Consider the following 20,055-nt stretch of genomic DNA (forward strand, 5'->3'; position numbering starts at 1 on the left):
CCGGCGCCTATCGTCGTACGCGCCGGGGTTGGCCACCGCGCGGTGCGAGAGGTGGGCACTGGCCCAGCAGGGCCCGGGAATAGGCGGCGGCCGCCGCGGATGCGTAGTTTCGCCAGGTGCGGCCGGTACGTTCGTCGCCGTAGTCGCTGATGCCCCGGACGACCAGCCATTCCAGTCCGTTGAAGAAGCTCGCGCGTCCCACGCCCTTGCCCTCCATCTCCATGGCCCGCAGGTCATGTTCCCGGGCGAGCCGGTCACGGGTCTTGGCATTGCGCAGCGCCCGGTCGGCGCTGCCGATGTAGCCCTGGTGCACCTTCGGCAGGCCCGGCCGGTGCCCGCTGGCCGCCAGGTCGGGATGGGCGGCCGGCTCCTCGTCGTCGTCCGACAGGTAGAGCAGGTCCGTGGAGGCCGGTGGCCGGCCGAAACCGGCGACCGCGGTGACCCGGCCCAGGATGTCCTCCCATGGTCGCCGTCCGGCCATCTCGTCGGCCTCCAGGAACGCGGTCTGCCGCGTGAGCAGCGACGACGGCCTGGGGAAGGGCTGTCTCGGCTCGGCGCCCGCCGGCCGGTCCACGACATGGTCGTAGTCCACGATCCCCCAGCTCGACACCACGATGTCGCCCAGCCGGACGTGTTTGTCAGGCCGCCTCAGGTCCGGGACGCCGGCCGCGATGCCGGCCACGAGGACGTAGCCCACCGACCGGAAGCTGCGCGAAAGATTGGCGCACCCGTCGGCCGCCGCATCGTTGGCGGTGTCGCCTAGCAGCGTGACGACCACATGGTGCGGACGCTCGCGGTCGGCGCTGGGCATCGTCCCGGTGAAGTAGTGAGCCCGGTCGTCCTCGATGTTCCACCGGCTCTCGCCGTCGAGCAGGACCCGTACGGCCGCGAGTTCCTCCGGCATCGCCGTGATGATCCCGATCGTCGGAGCGTCCTCTGGGGGGCCGCCGTCGTGTCGTCCGGCTGTCCGCGCGGCGACCTCGCTCACCGAACGCGCCCCTTCCACGGCCCCCTCCAAGTACACGATCTCGTCCTTCAGCCGGCGCCTGAACCAGTCGGCCAGGTCCAGATCGCTCCGTACGGAACCGTCGGGTGCGATCCCCCGCCGCGCGGAACCCAGCGCCGACCCGGCGTTGTCCGCGGCGATCTCCGCGGTGTGCTCCAGGTTCTTCAGCACCGAGACCAGGTGGCCCGACCGCGCCATGTCGAGCCGCAGCCCGGCCAGCCGGTCGGCCAGTCGCGCCCCCGCACGGCCGGCGAGCTGCAGCACCTCGTCGCTGCCCGCCTGCAGTGAGGCCCGCAGGGTCGCGGCGGAGGGGTAGGTCTTGTGCGTCCTCAGCTCGTACCTGAGCTTGGCGATGTGCATGAGGTAGCGAGCCAGCACAGGCATCTCTTCTGGATTGTGGAGCGACCAGGTCCAGTCGCTGAGCGCGTCGTCCGACCGCGGAGGCGCGGCCACGATGAGCGCCCTGGCCGACCGCTCGGGATCGGTGTCGGAGAACTCCCAGGCCACCAGGCCCGCCGGGAGCGTCAGCCCCAGGGGCCGCCACCCGCTGCCTGGCGCGTGGCGTACCGGGCACTCGGTGAAGAGGGCGCGTGCCGCGTCAGGATGCCGGGGCTCGGTCACCTTGGCGAGGTAGAGGTGTGCCGTGCCGAGGAACGCCTTGGACGGCTGGAGCACCTGTGCGATGAGCCGGCCGTGCTCCTCCCAGCGGGGAGGTTCCGCACGGGGACCACGCGGAGCGGCGGACAGCAACGCCAGGTTCAGGACGTCGTGTTCGCGGCGTAGGAACATCTGCCGGCCGCCGTCCACGCTCTCCTGCACGGCGAGCGCCTTCGACTCCGGTCCGGATCGGAGGTCGGCGGGCAGGCCGTCGGGCAGATGGGAGTCGGGGGTCGGACGGTCCGTGCCGAGCAGGTCGCGCCCGCGCTGCCACATCTCGCGGACGAGCCCGACCGACCTTTCAGCGCGGGGGCCTTCGAGCAGCACGTAGGCGTGTGCGACCAGCTCCTGCTCCACCACACGGATCTGCACCATGCCGGCTCCGCTTCGCCCTGGCGTCCCACCAATCCTAGTGCCTGGCTCGCCGCGACTCCGGGCCGCGAGGCAACTAGAGTTGAGCGCATGACGCGGGATCCGCTGCACGCCGCCGCAGCCGCCGACGTGCTGGAGGATCTCCTCCAGTGGACGTTGCCGGCGCACCGATGGCGTGACGTGGACCAGATCCTCATCAGGATGATCGAGGCTCTTCCTGACGCACCACCCGCGCTGACGGCCGAACTCGAGCTCATCAGCCCTCGGCGTGTCCGCCGCATAGGGCACAAGCGTGAAGAGCCGGTGGATACGCCTCCGCCGCCCCTCGTGTTGGAACGCGCGAATCAGCTGATCCACGACTATTCACCCGAATCCGAGGAGTCCACATGACCTCTCGGCGGAGGGTGGCGGGTTCATCGCACTGCTGCTGGGCGCGGTGAGCCGCCATCGTGGTTCCTTGCCGACGGTCCGGGTTGGGGGCGGTGGCCTGGGGAAACTCTTGGCATGAGGAGTACACGTCCTGAACCGTGAGCCCGATCCGTGGCACGAGGTCTCGGCGGCGGCAGAGCGCGGAGGCGACATAGATGAGACCGTGGGCAGAGATCAGGGAGACGCACTCCTCCGTGGTGATCTTTCTCGGTGATCACGCGTACAAGATCAAGAAGCCGGTGAACCTGGCCTTCCTCGACTTCACCACCAGGGAAGCCCGCCAGAGGGTCTGCCGGGATGAGGTGGAGCTCAACCGGCGGCTGGCGCCCGATGTCTACGAAGGGGTCGCCGACGTGCTCGGGCCTGACGGCCGGCCCTGCGAGCATCTCGTCGTCATGCGGCGCATGCCCGAGGAGCGCCGCCTGGCCACGATGGTTCGGTCGGGCAAGCCGGTGGAGGGGTACGTGCGGCAGACCGCCCGGATGCTCGCGAGCATGCACGGCAGCGCCCGTCGCAGCCCGGAGATCGACAGGCAGGGTACGCAGGAGGCGCTGCGGACCCGCTGGACGGCGAGCTTCGAGCAGGTCCGCGCGTTGCCGGAGCCGGCAGTCAACGCCGACACGGTGTGCGAGATCGAGCGACTCACGTTGCGTTTCCTCGACGGCCGGGAGCGCCTGTTCGCCACCCGGATCACCGAGGGGCGGGTCGTCGAGGGGCACGGAGACCTGATGGCCGAGGACATCTTCTGCCTGGACGACGGGCCGCGAATCCTGGACTGCCTGGAGTTCGACGAACGGCTCCGTTCACTCGACGGGCTGGACGACGCGGCCTTCCTGGCCATGGACCTGGAACGGCTGGGCGCGCCCCGACTGGCGGAGTCGTTCCTCCACCGGTACGCCGAGTTCTCCGGCGACCCCTCGCCGCCCTCGCTGTGGCACCACTATGTCGCCTACCGGGCCTTCGTCCGCGCCAAGGTGGCCTGCCTACGGCACTGGCAGGGAAGTCCGGCCGCGGCGTGGGAGGCGCGCGACCTGGCCGGGCTCACGCTGCGCCACCTGCAGGCCGGCGCCGTCACCCTGGTCCTTGTCGGCGGGTTGCCGGGGACGGGCAAGTCGACCGTGGCCGCCGCCATCGGCGAACGTCTCAGCTACCCGATCCTGAACAGCGACCGCATCCGCAAGGAACTCGCCTGCCTCGCACCGGAACAGCCCGCGCCCGCGCCGTTCGGCGAAGGCATCTACAGCCGGGAGTGGACCCGGCGTACGTATCACGAACTGCTGGCCCGAGCCGAAACTCTGCTCCGTCACGGCGAACCGGTCGTGCTCGACGCCTCCTGGACAGACGCCGCGTCCCGAGCGGATGCCAGGGATGTCGCCCAGCGGACGTCCAGCGATGTCGTGGAACTGCGCTGCATCGCTCCGCGACAAGTCAGCACAGAACGCCTGGCTCGCCGCACCGGCGGCGTCTCGGACGCCGACCAGGCGATCGCCGCGGCGATGGCGGCGAGCACGGGGCCCTGGCCGGAGGCGGCCGAGATCGACACCAGCAGCGGCCCGGATCAGGCTCTCGATCGGGCGCTCGGCGCGATCCACGCACGCTGGGCCACCGCGCCGTGGCGGTTCCGGCGCTCGCAGATGGAACCCGGCTGACCTGCCACGGCCTGTTTCGAACCACCGCGGCGGCATGCCCCGCTCACCCGTCGGACGTGGCCCCCGGAGCCGGAGGGCCACCTCTCGAGCGTGGAGGTGTAGCCTTCGGGCAGATCCGGCTCGAGGGACCTTGGGCAGGCGGCGCATCACCTTGCCGCTGAGGGTGTGCGGCGGGTGCTGGTGGAGGGTGAGCGCCTTTGGCGCCATCGCGCCCAGCCTCGTGAGGCCGAAGGCGGTCAGCTCTGTGCGCAACTCCTGGGTCTTTGGACCTCCCTGTCGTTGACTGGGCTGTCCGACAGGCTGCCGTTGCGCCGTGGTACGGGCCCATCGGCGGTTCGGATCGGGACCTTAGCCCCATGCCGGCGGGCCGACCCGGACGGATGCTGGGGTGAGGTGCGCAATGACCGTGTGGGGGAATCATGCAAGCCAAGAGGTGGACCGTCCAGATCTTCATCAGCGAGGACGACGGCGACGACCGCACGCTGGCGCGCGCGGTCCTGTACGCGCGGGGCAGCAAGTGGCACGAGAGCGTGGGGCTCGCCAGGCGCAACCCCGGCGACCGCCCGGTGCCGGAGATCGGCGACGAGCTGGCCGCCGGCCGGGCCCTGATGGACCTGGCCGACAAGCTCATCGGTGACGCCGCCGACGACGTCGCGCAATTGGGAGGACCCGTAGAAGCGCGTTGAGGGCAGTCCGACGCCCGGCGGGACCGCCGGGCGTTCGCTGTCCCGCTGCTCGGCTCCGCGCCCGGCGCGGCGGCACCACGGCGACCGGGCAGGTCACGTGGTGCAGTACCCCATGGCTGACCGATCCCAGCACCGCCGACGTGAACCCGCCCAGCGCACGCGAGCCCACCACGACCAGGTCAGCGGTGGTCGCGGCCGTTAAGTGGGCCGCGACCGGGTGGTCACACACCTGGTCGTCGACGATCCGCAACACGCTATGAAGTCACAGGTCAGTGCCAAAGGCCTACGCCGGAGGGGCATCCGCCCATGCCGACTTCCCGCAATGCCGCTCTCGACGGCTCAACCAGATGGAGGATGACCCTCATCCCGTACCCCCTGCGGGAGACAGGGCGGGACGGATGACCGCGACGGGGCAGTGCGCGTGGTGCACGACGCCGCGACTGACCGAGCCCAGCAGCGCCGAGCTCACCAGGCCGCGTCCCCGCAAGCCCACCACCACCAGGTCCGCCGACTCCGACGCCCGGCAGACGACCTCCACGGGCGAGCCCGCGACGATCTCCTCGACCACCCGCACCTGCGGCCGCCACCGAAACCGGCCCGGTGGCCGACCCGGTGTGCGGGATGCGGGTGGACCCGCAGACCGCCGCCTCGGCCGAGCGCGACGGGGGCATGTACTGGTTCTGCTCGGCCGCCCGCCGTGACGCCTTCACCGGCAAGCGGGCCCATCACTGACCGGACAGAGGCTTAGGGCGGGGCAGGCCGCCGACCTGGCCGCACAGACCGGCACACCGGCCAGGGACCGGGCGCGAGCCGTCCTGGACCGGGGCCCGCCTGTCCGCACGGCTGGGCTTCCGCAGCATGGTCATCGCCAGCCACGACGAACGGTTGCGCGAGATCGCCGACCGCACCCTATGGCTGGAAGACGGCCGCTTTCCGCGACCTGGACGCTCTGGTCGCCGACCCGATCTGCGGGATGCGCGGGCGCCGTCGCGTACCAGCCGTCGCGTACCACATGCTGACTGCCTGGGAGCGGCGAGGCCTGGAAGACGGCTGATCGGCCACGTGAGAGGCTGTGTTCATGGAGCAGCAGGAAAGGGGATCGGGGCCCGCGGGCCGTATCGAGACCCTGGACCGTGATGCCTGCCTGGCGCTGCTGTCGACGGTCGTCGTCGGTCGCATCGCCTGGTCGGCATCCACCAACGATCTGAAGATCGTGCCGGTCAACTTCGTGCTGGACGGCGACAGCATCGTGTTCAAGACCGCGCGGGGCGGCAAGCTCGACGCCGTCCGCCACGGTGTGCCGCTGACCTTCGAAGCAGACGATGTGGAGCCCGCCCTGCACGTGGGCTGGAGCGTTGTGCTGAACGGTCGAGCCGAAGTCGTCACTGAGCGTGGACAAGTTCGTCGTCTGGAGCGGTTCGTCGGGGCTGCCTGGGCTCCGATGGCTGAGCCGGTGTTCGTGCGGTTGTCCCCGCATGAGATCAGCGGTCGCCGCATTCCCCTGCACGCAGGCGGTGTCACCACCCAGCCTGTCGACGACGCCTGATGCAGCGCCAGGGATATGGACTCGTGGCTGGTGAGCTCGGTGGCCCGCACACGCTTCTCGGCGAGGACTAAGGAGGCGTCCGGCCGACGTGACGCACGGCTGCCGGCCGGGCCGTCTCGTGTGCGAGCGCGCCCCCCCTTCAGAACACGACACGCACCGCTCATGCATACCAGTAGCCAGCCGATCGCGATCCGTGAACCTTGGAACTCTGCCTTCCCGCGCGCATCTACCGGCTCGGAAACACAGGGCACTGCACCATCCCGGGCTTCACGTGCCGAATGGTCGTCGCCCTGCGTCGCTCCGCTTCAGTGCAGCGCCTCGACATGGAGCAACTCGAGACGCATGTTCTCCTCATAGCCGTTCAGAACGTCCACCATACCTCCTGACGAACAGACGCCCCCATAGCCACAATCGTTGGCAACATTACGGCCCTCGTCTGCCGCCACACCGCCGTGGCATGCATCCCGGGCGTGTAGGACCATCGCCCCAGGGTGGACAGGCATAACGGCCCTGGGCGCGGAAGGGTGCCGGGAGGAGGCTGAAGGCAAGATGCTTGCTCCAAGGAGCGGAGGGATGGACATGAAACGCTCCATGGGCGTGGCAATAGCGGCCACGGCAGTGGCAACCGCCACGGCGGTCAGCGGAGCCACCCTTGCCACCGCTGACCGCGGGCCGAAACCCACCACCGCCGCCGCCGGATGGCGGCAGCCCTGCTGGCCGATGGGCTCCATGCACCGGATCGTGGTCAATGACGAGGCCGGCTACCTGGCCCAGATGGTGGCCCACCACCAGGAGGCGGTCGAGGCGGCCCGCCAGCTGCAGCGCTCAAGCCGGACCGAGATGCGCGCCCTGGGCGCTTCCATCGTCAAGACGCAGACCGCCGAGATCGCCACCATGAAAAGCTGGCTGACCACGTGGTACCCAGGCCAGAAGGCCGCGCTTTCACGGCCGATGATGCGCGATCTGTCCAAGCTGTCGGGTGATGCGCTGGATGAGACATTCCTGCAGGACATGATTCCGCACCACATGGTGGCGGTGATGATGTCGCAGCAGGTGCTCATGCACGGGCGCATCCAGCATCCGCAGATCGCCGACCTCGCCCGGACGGTGCGTGATAGCCAGCACACCGAGATGTTCCAGATGCAGCGCTACCTGGCCGACTGGTTCGGCACCGGCTGGCGGATGCCGTGCGGCCCGTGGGGATGGCCGGATGGCTCCACACCCTCACCATCACAGGGAACGGGCTCACCGTGGATGCTCGGCGGAATGATGGGTTGGTGAACACGCCTGGCCACCCATCACCCGACGGGGACAAGCCTCGCGCCCTCGCCAGCAAACCCCTTGCCCTATCTTCCGAGATGGCGTACAGCGAGGCGTCACAGGAGCCCGGATCAGCTTCCGAGATTACGAAGCGCCGCCCGGGCGCCGACCCACCCGGCTCCCGCCCGCTTACGACACTGTCCTGGCCCAGTACGCCACGCGGTGGAGCACGCGCCGCTGTCGGCCGAGACCCGGCGCACCTACTGCTCCAGGGGCCGGGTGTTCCGGTGAAGATCACGGCCGACTGGATGTCGTCGGTCAGGGTCGAAGGCACGGAGTCAGGGAGCATCTCCATCATCGAGATGGCCCCTGAGATCACGTGACAGGTGCGTAGGTTTCACCTTCGGTCACCACCGCGACGGGGCAGGGCGCGTTGTGGAGGAAACTCACAGCGGCCCGCTTGCGTCCGACGACCAAGAGGGTCGCGTGGGCAGTGGCGTTACCCTGCTGGATCAGGACGCCGGGGTGGCGCGCCGCCCACTGCGTCAAGTCCCCGGGGACGCTCAGGGGCAGCTGGCGCAGGGCGGCCTCGCCGAGGGCGAACTCCAGAACGGAGGCGTCCGGCTCCTCCTCCACCATGACGATCGGCGCTGGATTCGTGGGGCGGGCAGGGGCCCCGGGCCACGTACGACGATGACAGGGCAGTCGGCGTGGGCGGCCACATATCCGGCGACCGAGCCGACGACCGCCCTGGGGAGCGCGCTCAGGCCGCGGGAGCCGACCACGATGAGCGTGGCGTCGCTGGACAGCTCGACCAAGCGCTGGGCCGCGGGGCCTTCGTACAGGTCGGTCTCGACGCGCACGCCCGAGCTGGTGGCGCGGGCGCAATCGGCGCCGTGCCACAGCACGTGCTCGGCCGCCTTGCGCAAATGTGCCTTGGCCTCCTCGTCCGCCTCGCCGTAGGGCCATTGCCAGGCGTGGGCGATCGTCAGGGGCAGCTTCCTGAGCTCGGCCTCGTCGAGTGCCCAGTCCAGAGCCTGCATCGAGAAGTCGGAGCCGTCGTAGCCGAGCACGATGTGGTCCATGTCCGTGAACCCTCCCCTCCGGCGTCCAGCCTCGCCTCCGGTACGGCCGCGCCGTAGGGCCGGGCGGCCCGCGTCTGGCGGGACGTTGGTCACCTCTTGGCTCGCCAGGCCTTGTGCGCGGCGTCGGCCACCACCATGGCGGGGATCGCCAGCGCGGCGAGCAACCATCCGACCGGCGGCGGGAAGGCGCCGCCGAGGACCCCGGCGACGGGTGGCAGGCCGAGGAAGAGCAGCAGCATGACGGCCTCGAAGGCGAGGGCACCCAGCAGGAGCGGGTTGGTACGCCAGCGCAACCTGCCGATCCAGCGGGACTCGCTGCGGCAGGCGAAGGCGTTGGCGAACTGGCCGAGCACGACGGCGGTGAACGCGGTGCCCGAGGCGGTGGCAAGCAGGGCGGGACCCGGCGCGGTGCCGAGGTGCCAGCCGCCCAACACGAGGACTGCGACGAAGGCTCCCATCTCGGCCAGGGCCTGAGTCGGACCGAGGACGCCGAAGACGCGGCCGATCAGGCGGCGGTCGACCAGGTTGCCGGTGCGGGCAGGGCCGTGCATGGTACGCGGGTTGGCCGGTTCGGCGCCGAGGGCGAGGGCGGGCAGCAGGTCGGTGCCGATGTCGAGCGCGAGCACCTGCAGCACACTCAGCGCGAGGGGGATAGTGCCGCCGGACAGCGCCCATACGGCGAACGGGGTCAGCTCGGCCACGTTGTCGGTGAGGTGATAGGTGAGGAAGCGGCGCACGTTCGCGTAGGTGGCGCGGCCCAGTTCGACGGCCGAGACGATGGTGGCGAAGTGGTCGTCCAGCAATACCAGGTCGGCGGCCTCGCGGGCGACGTCGGTGCCGGAGGCGCCCATGGCGATGCCGATGTCGGCCTCGCGCAAGGCCGGGCCGTCGTTGACGCCGTCACCGGTCATGGCCACGACGTGGCCGCGCGAGCGCAGGGCGCGAGCGATGCGCAGCTTGTCCTCTGGGGTGACGCGAGCGACGACCACGCCGTCGCGGTCGAGCAGCTCGCCCAGCGCCACGTCGTCGCCGGGCAGGTCGGCGCCGGTGACGACCAGCTCGTCCCGTCCCAGGAGGCCGACCTCGGCCGCGATGGCGCGGGCGGTGCCCGGGTGGTCGCCGGTGACCATGGCCAGTTTGATCCCGGCGATCCGGCACTTCCAGATCGCCTCGGCCACGTCGTCGCGTGGCGGGTCGTGCAGCCCGACCAGGCCGAGAAACTCTAGATCGCGTTCCTCCGCCGTGTCCCCCCTGGCGACGGCCAGCACGCGCAGACCGTGCCGGCTCATCCTGTTCAGTGCCTCATCCACTCCGGGTACGACGCCGCAGAGCGGGATCACGGTGTCCGATGCGCCCTTCGCGTGCAGGCGACCGTCGGCCACGACGGAGGCGCGGCGCCGTACCGGATCGAAGGGGAAACGCGCGGCGATCTCCCCCGCCAGGTCGACGCCCAGCCGCAGCGCCTCGACGTGTAGGGCGACCTCCATCGGGTCGCCCACCGGCTTACCGTCGCTCATCCGGCCGGTGGAGCTGAGCACCGCCGAGCGCATCACGTCGGCCGGCGAGTGCCCCGGCGCCCACACGTCGGCGACGGTCATCTCGTTGCGGGTCAGCGTGCCGGTCTTGTCGGTGCAGATGAACGTGGCGGAGCCGAGCGTCTCGACCGCCTCCAAGTGGCGGACCAGGGCGTGCCTGGTCGCCATGCGTTGCGCGGCCCGGGCCAGCGAGAGGGTGACGGTGGGCAGCAGCCCTTCGGGGACCAGGGCCACCGTGACGCCGATGGCGAACAGGAAACCCTGGCCCGGCTCCATGCCCAGCAGCAGGGCCAGCCCGAAGAACGCCACCCCGACCGCGACCGCGACCCCCGCGACGATCCTGACCACCTTGCCCAGCTGGACCGCCAACGGGCTGGGCGGCCGGCTGGCCTCCCTGGTGAGCTTGGCGATCGCGGCCAGCCTGGTATGCCGGCCGGTGGCCATCACGACGGCTTCGCCCTGCCCTTCCACCACGAACGTGCCCGCATAGGCCCGGTCCCCGGCCTCGGGGCGGACGGGACGGCTCTCCCCCGTCAGCATCGACTCGTTGACCGCCAGCGCGTGCACCTCCGCCAACCCCAGGTCCGCCGAGACGCGGTCGCCCGCCTCCAGCAGCACCACGTCCCCGACCACGAGATCGGCCGCGCCGATCAGGCAGCGCTTGCCGTCCCGGCGGACAACCGCGTTGGCCGGGATCAGCTCGCCCAACCGTTGCGCGGCCTGGTCGGCGCGGTACTCCTGGGCGAACGCGAACACCCCGTTGAGCAGCACGACGATGACGATGGCCACGGCCAGCTGCGGCATCCCGGCCAGCAGCGCCAGCACGGACGCGCCCCACAGCAGCAGGGCGAAGAAGTGCACCATCTCGCGCAACAGCAACACCATGGGAGAGGTACGGCGTGCGGCCGGCAACGTGTTCGGCCCGTCGGCGATCAGCCGCGCCCCGGCCGCGGCAGCGGTCAGCCCGGGGCCTGCCGGGGACACGGTTGTCATGTCTGCCACCCTCACCCTGCAGCGGCTCAGCGGGCAGGGACCTTGGGCCCCAAGGCCAGGGCCGTCCGGCACTGCCCGCCTCATCCGCCTGTCGGACAGTCTCATACCGTGATGAACACCATGCCTGAGGGATACGACGTCCTGCTGCGCGACGGCGGCATCGCCCACGTGCGCCCGCTGTGCCCCGCCGATCGGGAGGCCCTGCACGAGCTGGTGGACCGCTCGTCGGAACGCTCGGCGTACCTGCGCTTCTTCACCGGCGGCCGCAACACCGCGCACGCCTACATGGACCGGGTTACCAGCGACAAGTACCGCGGGCACGCGCTGGTGGCCAGCCTGCACGACCGGCTGGTCGCGGTCGCCGAGTACATCCCTATCGACGACGGTCGCGCCGATTTGGCCATCCTCATCGACGACGCCGTCCACGGGCACGGCCTCGGCACCCTGCTACTGGAGCACATCGCGTTGGACGCGACCACGCACGGCGTGCGCGAATTGGTGGCCGACGTGCTGGGTGAGAACCGGCCCATGCTCCGGGTGCTGCGCGACCTCGGCCTGGAGATGGCCCAGCGCTTCGACGGCGGCACACTGCACCTCGACATCGCCGCCGAGCCCACCTCCAGGCTGCGCGCGGCCATTTCGTCCCGCGACCACGAGGCCGAACGGGCGTCGCTGGCGCCGGTGCTCGCACCCCGCTCCGTAGCGGTCATCGGCGCCAGCCGCGACGAGCGGGCCGTCGGGCACAAGGTGCTGCGCAATCTCATCGACGGCGGCTTCCCCGGCCCGATCTACCCCGTCAACCCCAACGCCGCCGAAGTGGCCGGGCTGACCTGCCAGGCCAAGGTCCCGGACGGCGTGGACCTGGCGGTGGTGGCGGTCCCCGCCCGGCACGTGCTGGAGGTGGCCCGCGACTGCGCGGACGCGGGGGTGGCCGGGCTGGTGGTGCTGACGTCGGGGTTCGCCGAGGCCGGGCAGCGTGACGTGGAGTCGGAGCTACTGAAGATCTGCCGCGCGGCCGGGATGCGGCTCATCGGCCCGAACTGCCTGGGCGTGGTGAACACCGGGGCGCGGCTGAATGCCAGTTTCCTGCCGCACCATCCTGTACAGGGCCGGGTGGCGTTGATGTCGCAGTCGGGCGCTGTCGGGGCCGCGCTGCTGGACCGGTTGGAGGTCTCCTCGTTCGTCTCCGTTGGCAACAAGGCCGACGTCAGCGGCAATGACCTGCTGGAGTACTGGGAGGACGACGCGGACACCGATGTGATCGCGCTGTATCTGGAGTCCTTCGGCAATCCGCGGAAGTTCGCCCGGATCGCCCGCCGGGTGAGTGGACGCAAGCCGGTGCTGCTGGTCAAGAGCGGCCGCAGCGGAGCCGGGGGGCGGGCGGTCCGCTCGCACACCGCCGCTGCGGCCACCCCGGACGTGGCGGTGGACGCGCTCGCCCGCGCCGCCGGCGTCATCCGGCTCGACAGTGTCAATCAGCTGATCGACACCGCCAAGCTGCTGGCCACCCAGCCGCTGCCACGCGGGCGCCGGGTGGCCATCGTCGGCAACTCCGGCGGCCCCCAGGCGATGGCCGCCGACGCCTGCGAACGCCACGGCCTCATCGTCCCCGAACTGTCGCCCGGGTTGCTCAACGCCCGGACCGCCGCCGCACTGGGCAACCCGGTAGACCTGACGGCGGATGCGAGCGCGGCCGAGATCGGCGCCGCCGTCGCGGCGCTCTCCGCCTCGCCCGAGGTGGACGTGGTCCTCGCCGTCTACACCCCGCCGTTCGGCTCGGGCCTGGAGGCGACCCGGCAGGCCATCGCGGACGCGACGAAGGCGGCGGCGAAAACCGTGCTGGCGTGCGTGGTCGGCCATGACGGCCTGATCGATGGCCGCGTGCCCGCCTACGCCTTCCCCGAGCAGGCCGTCGAAGCCCTCGCGCGCGCAGTGAGCTACGCCGAATGGCGCCAAGACCCGGGCGAGCCCGCCACCGTGCTCGTGTCGGCGGACGAGCGGAAGGCACGCGAGATCATCCAGGCAGAGCTGGAGGCACGCCCCGAGGGCGGCTGGCTCTCCCCCGCTGCCACCGCCCGGCTGCTCGGTTGCTACGGCGTACCCCTGGTTGAATCCGTCGAAGTGGACGGTCCCGAGGCCGCCGCCGCGGCGGCGGCGCGTGTCGGGCTGCCCGCCGTGCTCAAGGCCGTCGGTCCCGTGCACAAGAGCGAGGTCGGCGGTGTCCGGCTCGACCTCCGAACTCCCGACGAGGTGGGGCGGGCCTATCACGAAATGTCAGCACGCATTGGCCCTGAGATGACCGGCGCGATCGTCCAGCGCATGCTCGCCGGTGGCGTCGAGACCATCGTGGGCGGCGTCAACTACCCAGCGTTCGGGCCGTTGGTCATGGTCGGCATGGGCGGGGTGATGGCCGACCTGCTGGCCGACCGCGCCTTCCGGGTGCCGCCCGTCACCGACGCCGCCGACATGATCGGCGAGCTGAGCTGCGCCCCGCTGCTGCACGGCTACCGCGGCTCGCCACCTGTCGACATCAACGCCCTGGCCGACCAGGTCACCCGCATCGGCAGGCTGCTCGACGACCTGCCCCAAGTGGCCGAGCTCGACCTCAACCCGGTCATCGTCACCGCGGACGGCGCGGCCGCGGTGGACGCGCGGATCAGGGTGGCGCCCTGCGAGCCGCCGCCCTCACCGCTGCTGCGCCGCCTGCGCTGACCAACGACCGCCCGGCTCGGGACTTCCGCCCCTAAACCACGTCGCTCTCGCGAGATGTGATGAAAGCAGCCGAAAAGGACTCCTCGGACACCAGAAGAGAGCTGACCGCCATGCGCATGACCGTCGCGGACGTGATGACCAGCAAGGTCGTCTCCGTCGCCGCCACCGCCCCGTTCAAGGACATCGCCGAAGCGCTCATCACCGGCGGCATCAGTGCCGTCCCTGTCGTGGACGACGACGACCATGTGCTCGGCATGGTGTCGGAGGCCGACCTGCTGCGCAAGGAGGAATTCCGGGAGGAGTTCGACCGCGAGGGCTACCGGCCGCCGCTGCGCGCCCGCATCCGCCACGCCGTCGGCAGTGAGGGCAGCGGCTACTACAAGGCGCTCGGCGAGAAGGCTGGCGAGCTGATGACCTCGCCCGCCCGCACCACCACCCCCGACGCCCCCGTCGTGCTCGCCGCACGCCAGATGGACAAGTACGGCGTCAAACGCCTGCCCGTGGTGGACACCGACGGCCGGCTCGTCGGCATCGTCAGCCGCCGCGACCTGATCAAGGTCTTCCTCCGCCAGGACACCGACATCGCCGGCCAGGTGCGGGAAACCGTCCACAGCGACGCCCTCGGCGTGGAGGTCACGGTGACCGACGGCGTGGTCACCCTGTCCGGAACGCTCAACGAGCACAGCCAGGCCATCACAGCCGTCCGCCTGACCGAGAACATCGACGGCGTCGTCGCCGTGCACGACAACCTCAGCTGGAAACACGACGACATCGTGAACTTGCCCATGTGGGGCGGCGCCTGATATGGAACAGGCCGTCCTGACCTCGCTGGACCCGCTGATCGGCGCGCTGCGCGAGCACGGGTACGCCGTCGTGGGCCCGACGGTCCGCGACGGCGTGATCCGCTTCTGCGAGCTCGGCTCGGCCGCCGACCTGCCCGCGGGTTGGACCGACGAGCAGGCGCCGGGCGCCTATCGGCTGCGCGAGGGCGGCGAGCCGGTCTTCGGTTTCGCCGCGAGCCCCGATTCGGTCAAGCGTTTCACACACCCGCCCCGCTCCACGCTGTTCCGCATGCGCGACGGCGTGCCGGAGGCGGTGCCCGTGGAGGCACCCAAGGTGGCGCTGCTGGGCGTGCGGGCCTGCGACCTGGCCGGGCTGGCCGTGCAGGACCGGGTCTTCCTCGGCGGGCGGTACCCGGACGAGGCGTACCGGGCGCGGCGCGCGGCGCTGTTCCTGATCGCGGTCAATTGCGCCGTCCCTGGCGGAACGTGTTTCTGCGCCTCCATGAATACGGGCCCGCGTGCGACGTCCGGCTTCGACCTGGCGCTGACCGAGCTGACGGGCCCGCACCGGTTCCTGGCCGAATCAGGCAGCGAGCGCGGCGCCACGCTGCTGGAGGCCCTGCCGTCCCGGCCCGCCACCGACGCCGACCGTCAGGCCGCCCGGCAGGTCAGCGAGACCGCCGAGCAGCGGATGGGCCGCCACGTGGAACTCGACGGCGTCAAGGAGCGCCTGACTGAGCGGCGTGAGTCGCCCGTCTGGAACGAGATCGCCTCCCGCTGCCTCACCTGCGCCAACTGCACGATGGTCTGCCCCACCTGCTTCTGCGCCACGATCGAGGACGGCACCGACCTGGCCGACGGCTCCGCCTCACGCGCGGAACGCTGGGACTCCTGCTTCACGCTGGAGTTCACCGAGCTGGGCGGCGCGCCGGTGCGGTCGTCGGGGGCCGCACGCTACCGGCAGTGGCTCACCCACAAGTTCTCCACCTGGGTCGATCAGTTCGGCACCTACGGCTGCGTCGGCTGTGGCCGGTGCATCACCTGGTGCCCGACCGGCATCGACATCACTGAAGAGCTGGAGAGGCTGCGATGATCCCCGCCCCGTACCGCGTCCGATCGCGCCGCCCCGACCGGGCCGACACCGTCACGCTCACCCTCGAGCCGGTCGAGGGCACGTGCCCGCCCTTCCTGCCCGGCCAGTTCACCATGCTGTACGCCCCCGGGGTCGGCGAAATCCCGATCTCCATCAGCGGCCGTGCCCGTTCGGGCGGCTACGTGCAGACCATCCGCGCGGTGGGTGCGGTGAGCCGGGCGCTGTGCCGTATGCGGCGTGGCGACATCGTGGGCGTGCGGGGTCCGTTCGGCACGTCCTGGGACCTGGCGGCAGCGCACGGGCTGGACGTGGTGGTCGCCGCGGGCGGGCTGGGGCTCGCCCCGCTGCGGCCGGTGATCCGCGAGCTGGAGGCGCACGGCGTCCGGTACGGCCGGATCAGCCTCATCGCCGGCACCCGCACGCCCGCCACGCTGATGTATCCGCGGGAGCTGGCCCGCTGGGGTCGCGACTTCGACGTCCAGGTCACCGTGGACCATCCCGACCGGGCGTGGAAGGGGCCCACCGGACTGATCACCAAGCTGGTCGGCCGGATCGTGTTCGAGCCGCGCCGCACCTACGCGTTCGTGTGCGGGCCCGAGGTGATGATGCGCGCCACTGCCGAGGAGTTGCTGCGGCGGGGCGTGCCCGCCGAGCGGATCGCGCTGTCGCTGGAGCGGAACATGAAGTGCGGCATCGGACGGTGCGGTCACTGCCAGCTCGGCCCGCTGTTCACCTGCCTGGACGGGCCTGTCCTCACCTACGACCGGGTGTCGGCCCTGATGGAGGTGAAGCAGCTATGAGCAGGCTCGCCGTGTGGAAGTTCGCCTCGTGCGACGGCTGCCAGCTGACCCTGCTGGACTGCGAGGACGAGCTGCTGTCGGTCGCCGCCCAGGTGGACATCGCCTACTTCCTGGAAGCCTCCAGCGATCGAGGCGCGGGTCCATACGACCTGTCGCTGGTGGAGGGGTCGATCACCACGCCCGACGACCTCGAGCGGATCAAGCACGTGCGCCGGGTCTCCAAACATCTGGTTACCATCGGCGCCTGCGCCACCGCCGGCGGGGTGCAAGCCCTGCGGGATCTGGCCGACGTGCGCGAGTTCGCCGCGGTCGTCTACGCCCGGCCGGACTACATCAGGACCCTGGATCGTTCGACGCCGGTCTCCGCGCACGTGCCCGTCGACTTCGAGTTGCGCGGCTGCCCGATCGACAGGGGGCAGCTCCTGGAGATCATCGGCGCCTTCCTCGCGGGGAGACGCCCGGTCGTGCCCGCGCACAGCGTGTGCGTGGAGTGCAAGGCCCGCGGCAACCCGTGCGTGCTGGCCGCGCACGGCACCCCGTGCCTCGGCCCGGTGACCCAGGCCGGCTGCGGCGCGCTGTGCCCGGCGTTCAATCGCGGCTGCTTCGGCTGCTTCGGCCCCATGGAGAGCCCGAACGCGGCCGCGCTCAACGCCCGCCTGAGGGCCGCGGGCATGGACGACGACGAGCTCGGCCGCGTCTACCGCACCTTCAACGTCACCACGTTCGGGAGCAGCAGTGACGCATAAGACGATCAGGGTCGGCGGCCTCACCAGAGTCGAGGGCGAAGGCGCCCTGCTCGTCCGCGCCCACGATGGCCGCATCACCGACCTGCAGCTGCGCATCTACGAGCCGCCGCGCTTCTTCGAGGCGCTGCTGCGCGGCCGGGCCTTCACCGAGCCGCCCGACATCACCGCCCGCATCTGCGGCATCTGCCCGGTCGCCTACCAGATGAGCGCCTGCCAGGCCCTGGAGTCGATCTGCGGCGTCACCGTGGAGGGGACGCTGCGCGACCTGCGTCTGCTGCTGTACTACGGCGAGTGGATCGAGTCCCACGCCCTGCACATCTACCTGCTGCACGCCCCCGACTTCCTCGGCTATCCCGGCGGCGTCGCCATGGCCGCCGACCACCGCCCGCTCGTCGAGCGCGGCCTGGCACTGAAGAAAGCAGGCAACGAGCTGGTCGCCGCCATCGGCGGACGGGCCATCCACCCGATCAACGTGCGACTGGGCGGCTTCTACCGGGCACCCGTCGATCTCACGCCGATCGCCGAACGGCTCCGGCACGCCCTCGACGCCGCGCTGGCCACCGTCGAGTGGGTCAGCGGCTTCGACTTCCCCGACGTGGAGCACGACTACCGTTTCCTGGCGCTGCAGCACCCCGCCGAGTACGCCATCCTGTCCGGCGACGTCGCCGTAAGCGATGGCACCTTCTTCCCCGTCACCGAGTGGCCGTATCACGTCGTCGAGGAGCAGGTGCCGCACTCCACCGCGCTGCACGCCCGCCTCGACGGCCTGCCCGGCTACCTCACCGGTCCGCTGGCCCGCTACGCGCTCAACGCCCCGCAGTTGTCGCCCCTGGCCCTGCGAGCCGCCGCCGACGCCGGGCTCGGGCGGGTGTGCCGCAACCCGTTCCGCAGCATCGTCGTCCGTGCCGTGGAGATCGTCCACGCCTGTGAGGAAGCACTGCGCCTCATCGACCGATATACCCCGCCAGACCAGCCGGCCCTGCCCGTCACGGCCCGCCCCGGTGTGGGCCACGGCGCCTCCGAGGCGCCGCGCGGCGCTCTGTACCACCGCTACCGCATCGACGACGTCGGCCTGATTGCCGAAGCCGACATCGTCCCCCCGACCGCCCAGAACCAGGCTCGCATCGAAGCCGATCTGCACGCCCTCCTGCAGCCCCGGCTCGACCTGCCCGTACCGGAGCTGACCGAGCTGTGCGAACGCGCCATCCGCAACCACGACCCGTGCATCTCCTGCTCGGCCCACTTCCTCGATCTGCACCTGCACCATGACTGAGACCGTGGTCATCGGGCTCGGCAACGACTACCGGGGAGACGACGGCGCCGGGCTCGCAGTCGCCCGGCTGCTGCGCGACATGGGCGTGCCCGCTATCGAGAACGGTGGCGACCCGGCCGAGCTCATCGAAGCCTGGACGGGCGCCGATGTCGCCATCGTGATCGACGCGGCCCGCTCGGGCGAGCCCGCGGGCACCGTCCGGTGTCACAACGATCTCTCCCACCTGTCCGGCGACTCCTCGAGCACCCACGCCTTGTCACTGGCCGACGCCGTGGCACTGGCCCGAACGCTGGACCGATTGCCGGGCAAGCTGACCATCTACACCGTGGAAGGCGCCACCTTCGCTCTGGGCGCCACGCTGTCGGAGCCCGTGGCAGAGGCGGTGACGAGCATGGCCCACACGATCAAGCGGGACACGGGCCTGTGGGAAACCTCAGCAGATACGGGGAAGCTGCTCCCCTACCAGCATGTCGACGACCCTCCATGAGCCCACCAAGGTGCGCACGGTGACCCGGCCCGGGTGATCGGCGACCACGACGCCGATGCGCCGTGCGGCCGCCCCTTCCGGGCGTTCGCGCATCGCGGCGAGGACGGCATTCGCTTCGGCCGGATCGACGAACGCCACCAGACAGCCTTCGTTGGCCACGTGCAGCGGATCCAACCCGAGCAGATCACACGCGGCGGCGACCTGGGCAGGCACGGGGATGGCGGACTCTTCCAGTTCCACGCCCACCCGTGAGGCGGCGGCCAGTTCGTTGAGCGCGCTGGCCAAGCCGCCTCTGGTGGGGTCGCGCAACGTGTGCACACCGCAGCCCGCCGCCGTGATCATGGCGGTCACCAGGCCGTGCAATGGCCGGCTGTCCGAGGTCAGCTCGCTCTCGAAACCGAGCCCCTCGCGAGTGCTCAGGATGGTGACCCCATGCAGCCCGATCGGGCCCGACAGCAGCACCACGTCGCCAGGACGACCGTTGGCGGCGGCCGGTGCCGCACCGGGCAGCCGTATGCCGATCCCGGTCGTGGTCACGTAGAGGCCGTCCGCCGCGCCCTTCCCGACGACCTTGGTGTCACCGGTCACGATGCGGACGCCGCAAGCCCGGGCCGCCTCGGCGACCGAGGACGTCACACGCCGCAGCTCTTCCAGCGGCAAACCTTCCTCGACGATGTAGGCCAGGCTGAGCGCAATCGGCACCGCGCCCATCATGGCCAGGTCGTTGACCGTGCCGTGAACGGCCAATGACCCGATGTCGCCGCCAGGGAAGAAGCGCGGCGTGACCACGAACCCGTCGGTCGACATGACGACCTCGGGCGAGCCCGTGGTCACCAGCGCCGCGTCCTCAAGGACCGGAACGCCGAAGCGCGGGGTGAGATCGGCGAGCAGCTCGGCCATGAGCTGCCCGCCAGAGCCGTGGCCCAGGAGTACCCGCTCGGTCT

The 20,055-nt window shown here is 70.9% G+C and carries 19 protein-coding genes; 13 read left to right on the forward strand and 6 right to left on the reverse strand.

Annotation, left to right across the window (positions count from 1 at the left end; genetic code table 11):
* Positions 1–7: 7 nt before the first annotated feature.
* A complete protein-coding gene (locus tag DQW85_RS43425; RefSeq protein WP_113705572.1) occupies positions 8–2,038 on the reverse strand; it encodes a CATRA conflict system CASPASE/TPR repeat-associated protein in 2,031 nt (676 codons plus the stop codon).
* A gap of 87 nt (positions 2,039–2,125) precedes the next feature.
* On the opposite strand from DQW85_RS43425, the gene DQW85_RS43430 reads away from it, so the two are divergent.
* From DQW85_RS43430 to DQW85_RS43440, 3 genes are all read left to right on the forward strand, one after another.
* On the forward strand, positions 2,126–2,425 hold the full coding sequence (locus tag DQW85_RS43430; RefSeq protein WP_113705573.1) for a CATRA system-associated protein: 300 nt from the start codon (positions 2,126–2,128) through the stop codon (positions 2,423–2,425).
* 194 nt (positions 2,426–2,619) lie between these two features.
* A complete protein-coding gene (locus tag DQW85_RS43435) occupies positions 2,620–4,113 on the forward strand; it encodes a bifunctional aminoglycoside phosphotransferase/ATP-binding protein (protein ID WP_113705574.1) in 1,494 nt (497 codons plus the stop codon).
* 419 nt (positions 4,114–4,532) lie between these two features.
* On the forward strand, positions 4,533–4,799 hold the full coding sequence (locus tag DQW85_RS43440; protein ID WP_113705575.1) for a DUF1876 domain-containing protein: 267 nt from the start codon (positions 4,533–4,535) through the stop codon (positions 4,797–4,799).
* Here the strand turns inward: DQW85_RS43440 and DQW85_RS48480 are convergent.
* Positions 4,741–5,052 carry a universal stress protein gene (locus DQW85_RS48480; RefSeq protein ID WP_420819228.1) on the reverse strand — a complete coding sequence of 104 codons (312 nt, stop codon included), beginning with the start codon at positions 5,050–5,052 and terminating at the stop codon, positions 4,741–4,743. The genes DQW85_RS43440 and DQW85_RS48480 overlap by 59 nt on opposite strands.
* Before the next feature lie 108 nt (positions 5,053–5,160).
* Entirely contained in the window at positions 5,161–5,373 is a 213-nt protein-coding gene (locus DQW85_RS43450; RefSeq protein WP_113705576.1) for a universal stress protein, read from the reverse strand.
* A gap of 26 nt (positions 5,374–5,399) precedes the next feature.
* Here DQW85_RS43450 and DQW85_RS43455 point away from each other — a divergent pair, with 26 nt between their 5' ends.
* The 3 genes from DQW85_RS43455 (at position 5,400) to DQW85_RS43465 (ending at position 7,626) form a co-directional block, all read left to right on the forward strand.
* Complete coding sequence (locus DQW85_RS43455; RefSeq protein ID WP_205315830.1) at positions 5,400–5,531, forward strand: YHS domain-containing protein; 132 nt, start codon at positions 5,400–5,402, stop codon at positions 5,529–5,531.
* Positions 5,532–5,877: 346 nt separating this feature from the next.
* Entirely contained in the window at positions 5,878–6,345 is a 468-nt protein-coding gene (locus DQW85_RS43460; RefSeq protein WP_162795876.1) for a pyridoxamine 5'-phosphate oxidase family protein, read from the forward strand.
* Positions 6,346–6,918: 573 nt separating this feature from the next.
* Positions 6,919–7,626, forward strand: coding sequence for a DUF305 domain-containing protein (locus DQW85_RS43465; RefSeq protein ID WP_162795877.1), 708 nt, complete (start codon positions 6,919–6,921; stop codon positions 7,624–7,626).
* A gap of 542 nt (positions 7,627–8,168) precedes the next feature.
* Here DQW85_RS43465 and DQW85_RS43470 read toward each other — a convergent pair.
* Together DQW85_RS43470 and DQW85_RS43475 are read right to left on the reverse strand one after the other, a co-directional pair.
* The gene (locus DQW85_RS43470; protein ID WP_240197797.1) at positions 8,169–8,690 is read right to left on the reverse strand and encodes a universal stress protein; all 522 of its coding nucleotides are present in this window, start codon (positions 8,688–8,690) and stop codon (positions 8,169–8,171) included.
* Positions 8,691–8,779: 89 nt separating this feature from the next.
* Positions 8,780–11,218 (reverse strand): cation-translocating P-type ATPase, encoded by a 2,439-nt coding sequence (locus tag DQW85_RS43475; protein ID WP_113705579.1) that lies wholly within the window; start codon positions 11,216–11,218, stop codon positions 8,780–8,782.
* A gap of 111 nt (positions 11,219–11,329) precedes the next feature.
* On the opposite strand from DQW85_RS43475, the gene DQW85_RS43480 reads away from it, so the two are divergent.
* From DQW85_RS43480 to DQW85_RS43510, 7 genes are read left to right on the forward strand one after another with little or no spacing between them, the layout of a single operon-like run.
* Positions 11,330–13,930 (forward strand): bifunctional acetate--CoA ligase family protein/GNAT family N-acetyltransferase, encoded by a 2,601-nt coding sequence (locus DQW85_RS43480; protein ID WP_240197798.1) that lies wholly within the window; start codon positions 11,330–11,332, stop codon positions 13,928–13,930.
* A gap of 59 nt (positions 13,931–13,989) precedes the next feature.
* Positions 13,990–14,733: a CBS domain-containing protein gene (locus DQW85_RS43485; protein WP_240197799.1), complete on the forward strand. Its 744-nt coding sequence runs from the start codon at positions 13,990–13,992 to the stop codon at positions 14,731–14,733.
* Position 14,734: 1 nt separating this feature from the next.
* Positions 14,735–15,805 carry a 4Fe-4S dicluster domain-containing protein gene (locus tag DQW85_RS43490; protein WP_113705581.1) on the forward strand — a complete coding sequence of 357 codons (1,071 nt, stop codon included), beginning with the start codon at positions 14,735–14,737 and terminating at the stop codon, positions 15,803–15,805.
* Entirely contained in the window at positions 15,802–16,605 is an 804-nt protein-coding gene (locus DQW85_RS43495) for an FAD/NAD(P)-binding protein (protein ID WP_113705582.1), read from the forward strand. The genes DQW85_RS43490 and DQW85_RS43495 overlap by 4 nt, the downstream gene beginning before the upstream one ends.
* Positions 16,602–17,351 (forward strand): NADH-quinone oxidoreductase subunit B family protein, encoded by a 750-nt coding sequence (locus tag DQW85_RS43500; RefSeq protein WP_113705583.1) that lies wholly within the window; start codon positions 16,602–16,604, stop codon positions 17,349–17,351. The genes DQW85_RS43495 and DQW85_RS43500 overlap by 4 nt, the downstream gene beginning before the upstream one ends.
* On the forward strand, positions 17,341–18,624 hold the full coding sequence (locus tag DQW85_RS43505; protein ID WP_113705584.1) for a Ni/Fe hydrogenase subunit alpha: 1,284 nt from the start codon (positions 17,341–17,343) through the stop codon (positions 18,622–18,624). Before DQW85_RS43500 ends, DQW85_RS43505 begins: the two co-directional genes overlap by 11 nt.
* Positions 18,617–19,111: a hydrogenase maturation protease gene (locus DQW85_RS43510; RefSeq protein ID WP_113705585.1), complete on the forward strand. Its 495-nt coding sequence runs from the start codon at positions 18,617–18,619 to the stop codon at positions 19,109–19,111. Before DQW85_RS43505 ends, DQW85_RS43510 begins: the two co-directional genes overlap by 8 nt.
* Here the strand turns inward: DQW85_RS43510 and hypE are convergent.
* Positions 19,058–20,011 (reverse strand): hydrogenase expression/formation protein HypE, encoded by a 954-nt coding sequence (gene hypE, locus DQW85_RS43515; protein ID WP_240197800.1) that lies wholly within the window; start codon positions 20,009–20,011, stop codon positions 19,058–19,060. The genes DQW85_RS43510 and hypE overlap by 54 nt on opposite strands.
* Between the last annotated feature and the right edge of the window lie 44 nt (positions 20,012–20,055).

Source organism: Nonomuraea lactucae, assembly GCF_003313395.1.
Lineage (GTDB): Bacteria > Actinomycetota > Actinomycetes > Streptosporangiales > Streptosporangiaceae > Nonomuraea > Nonomuraea lactucae.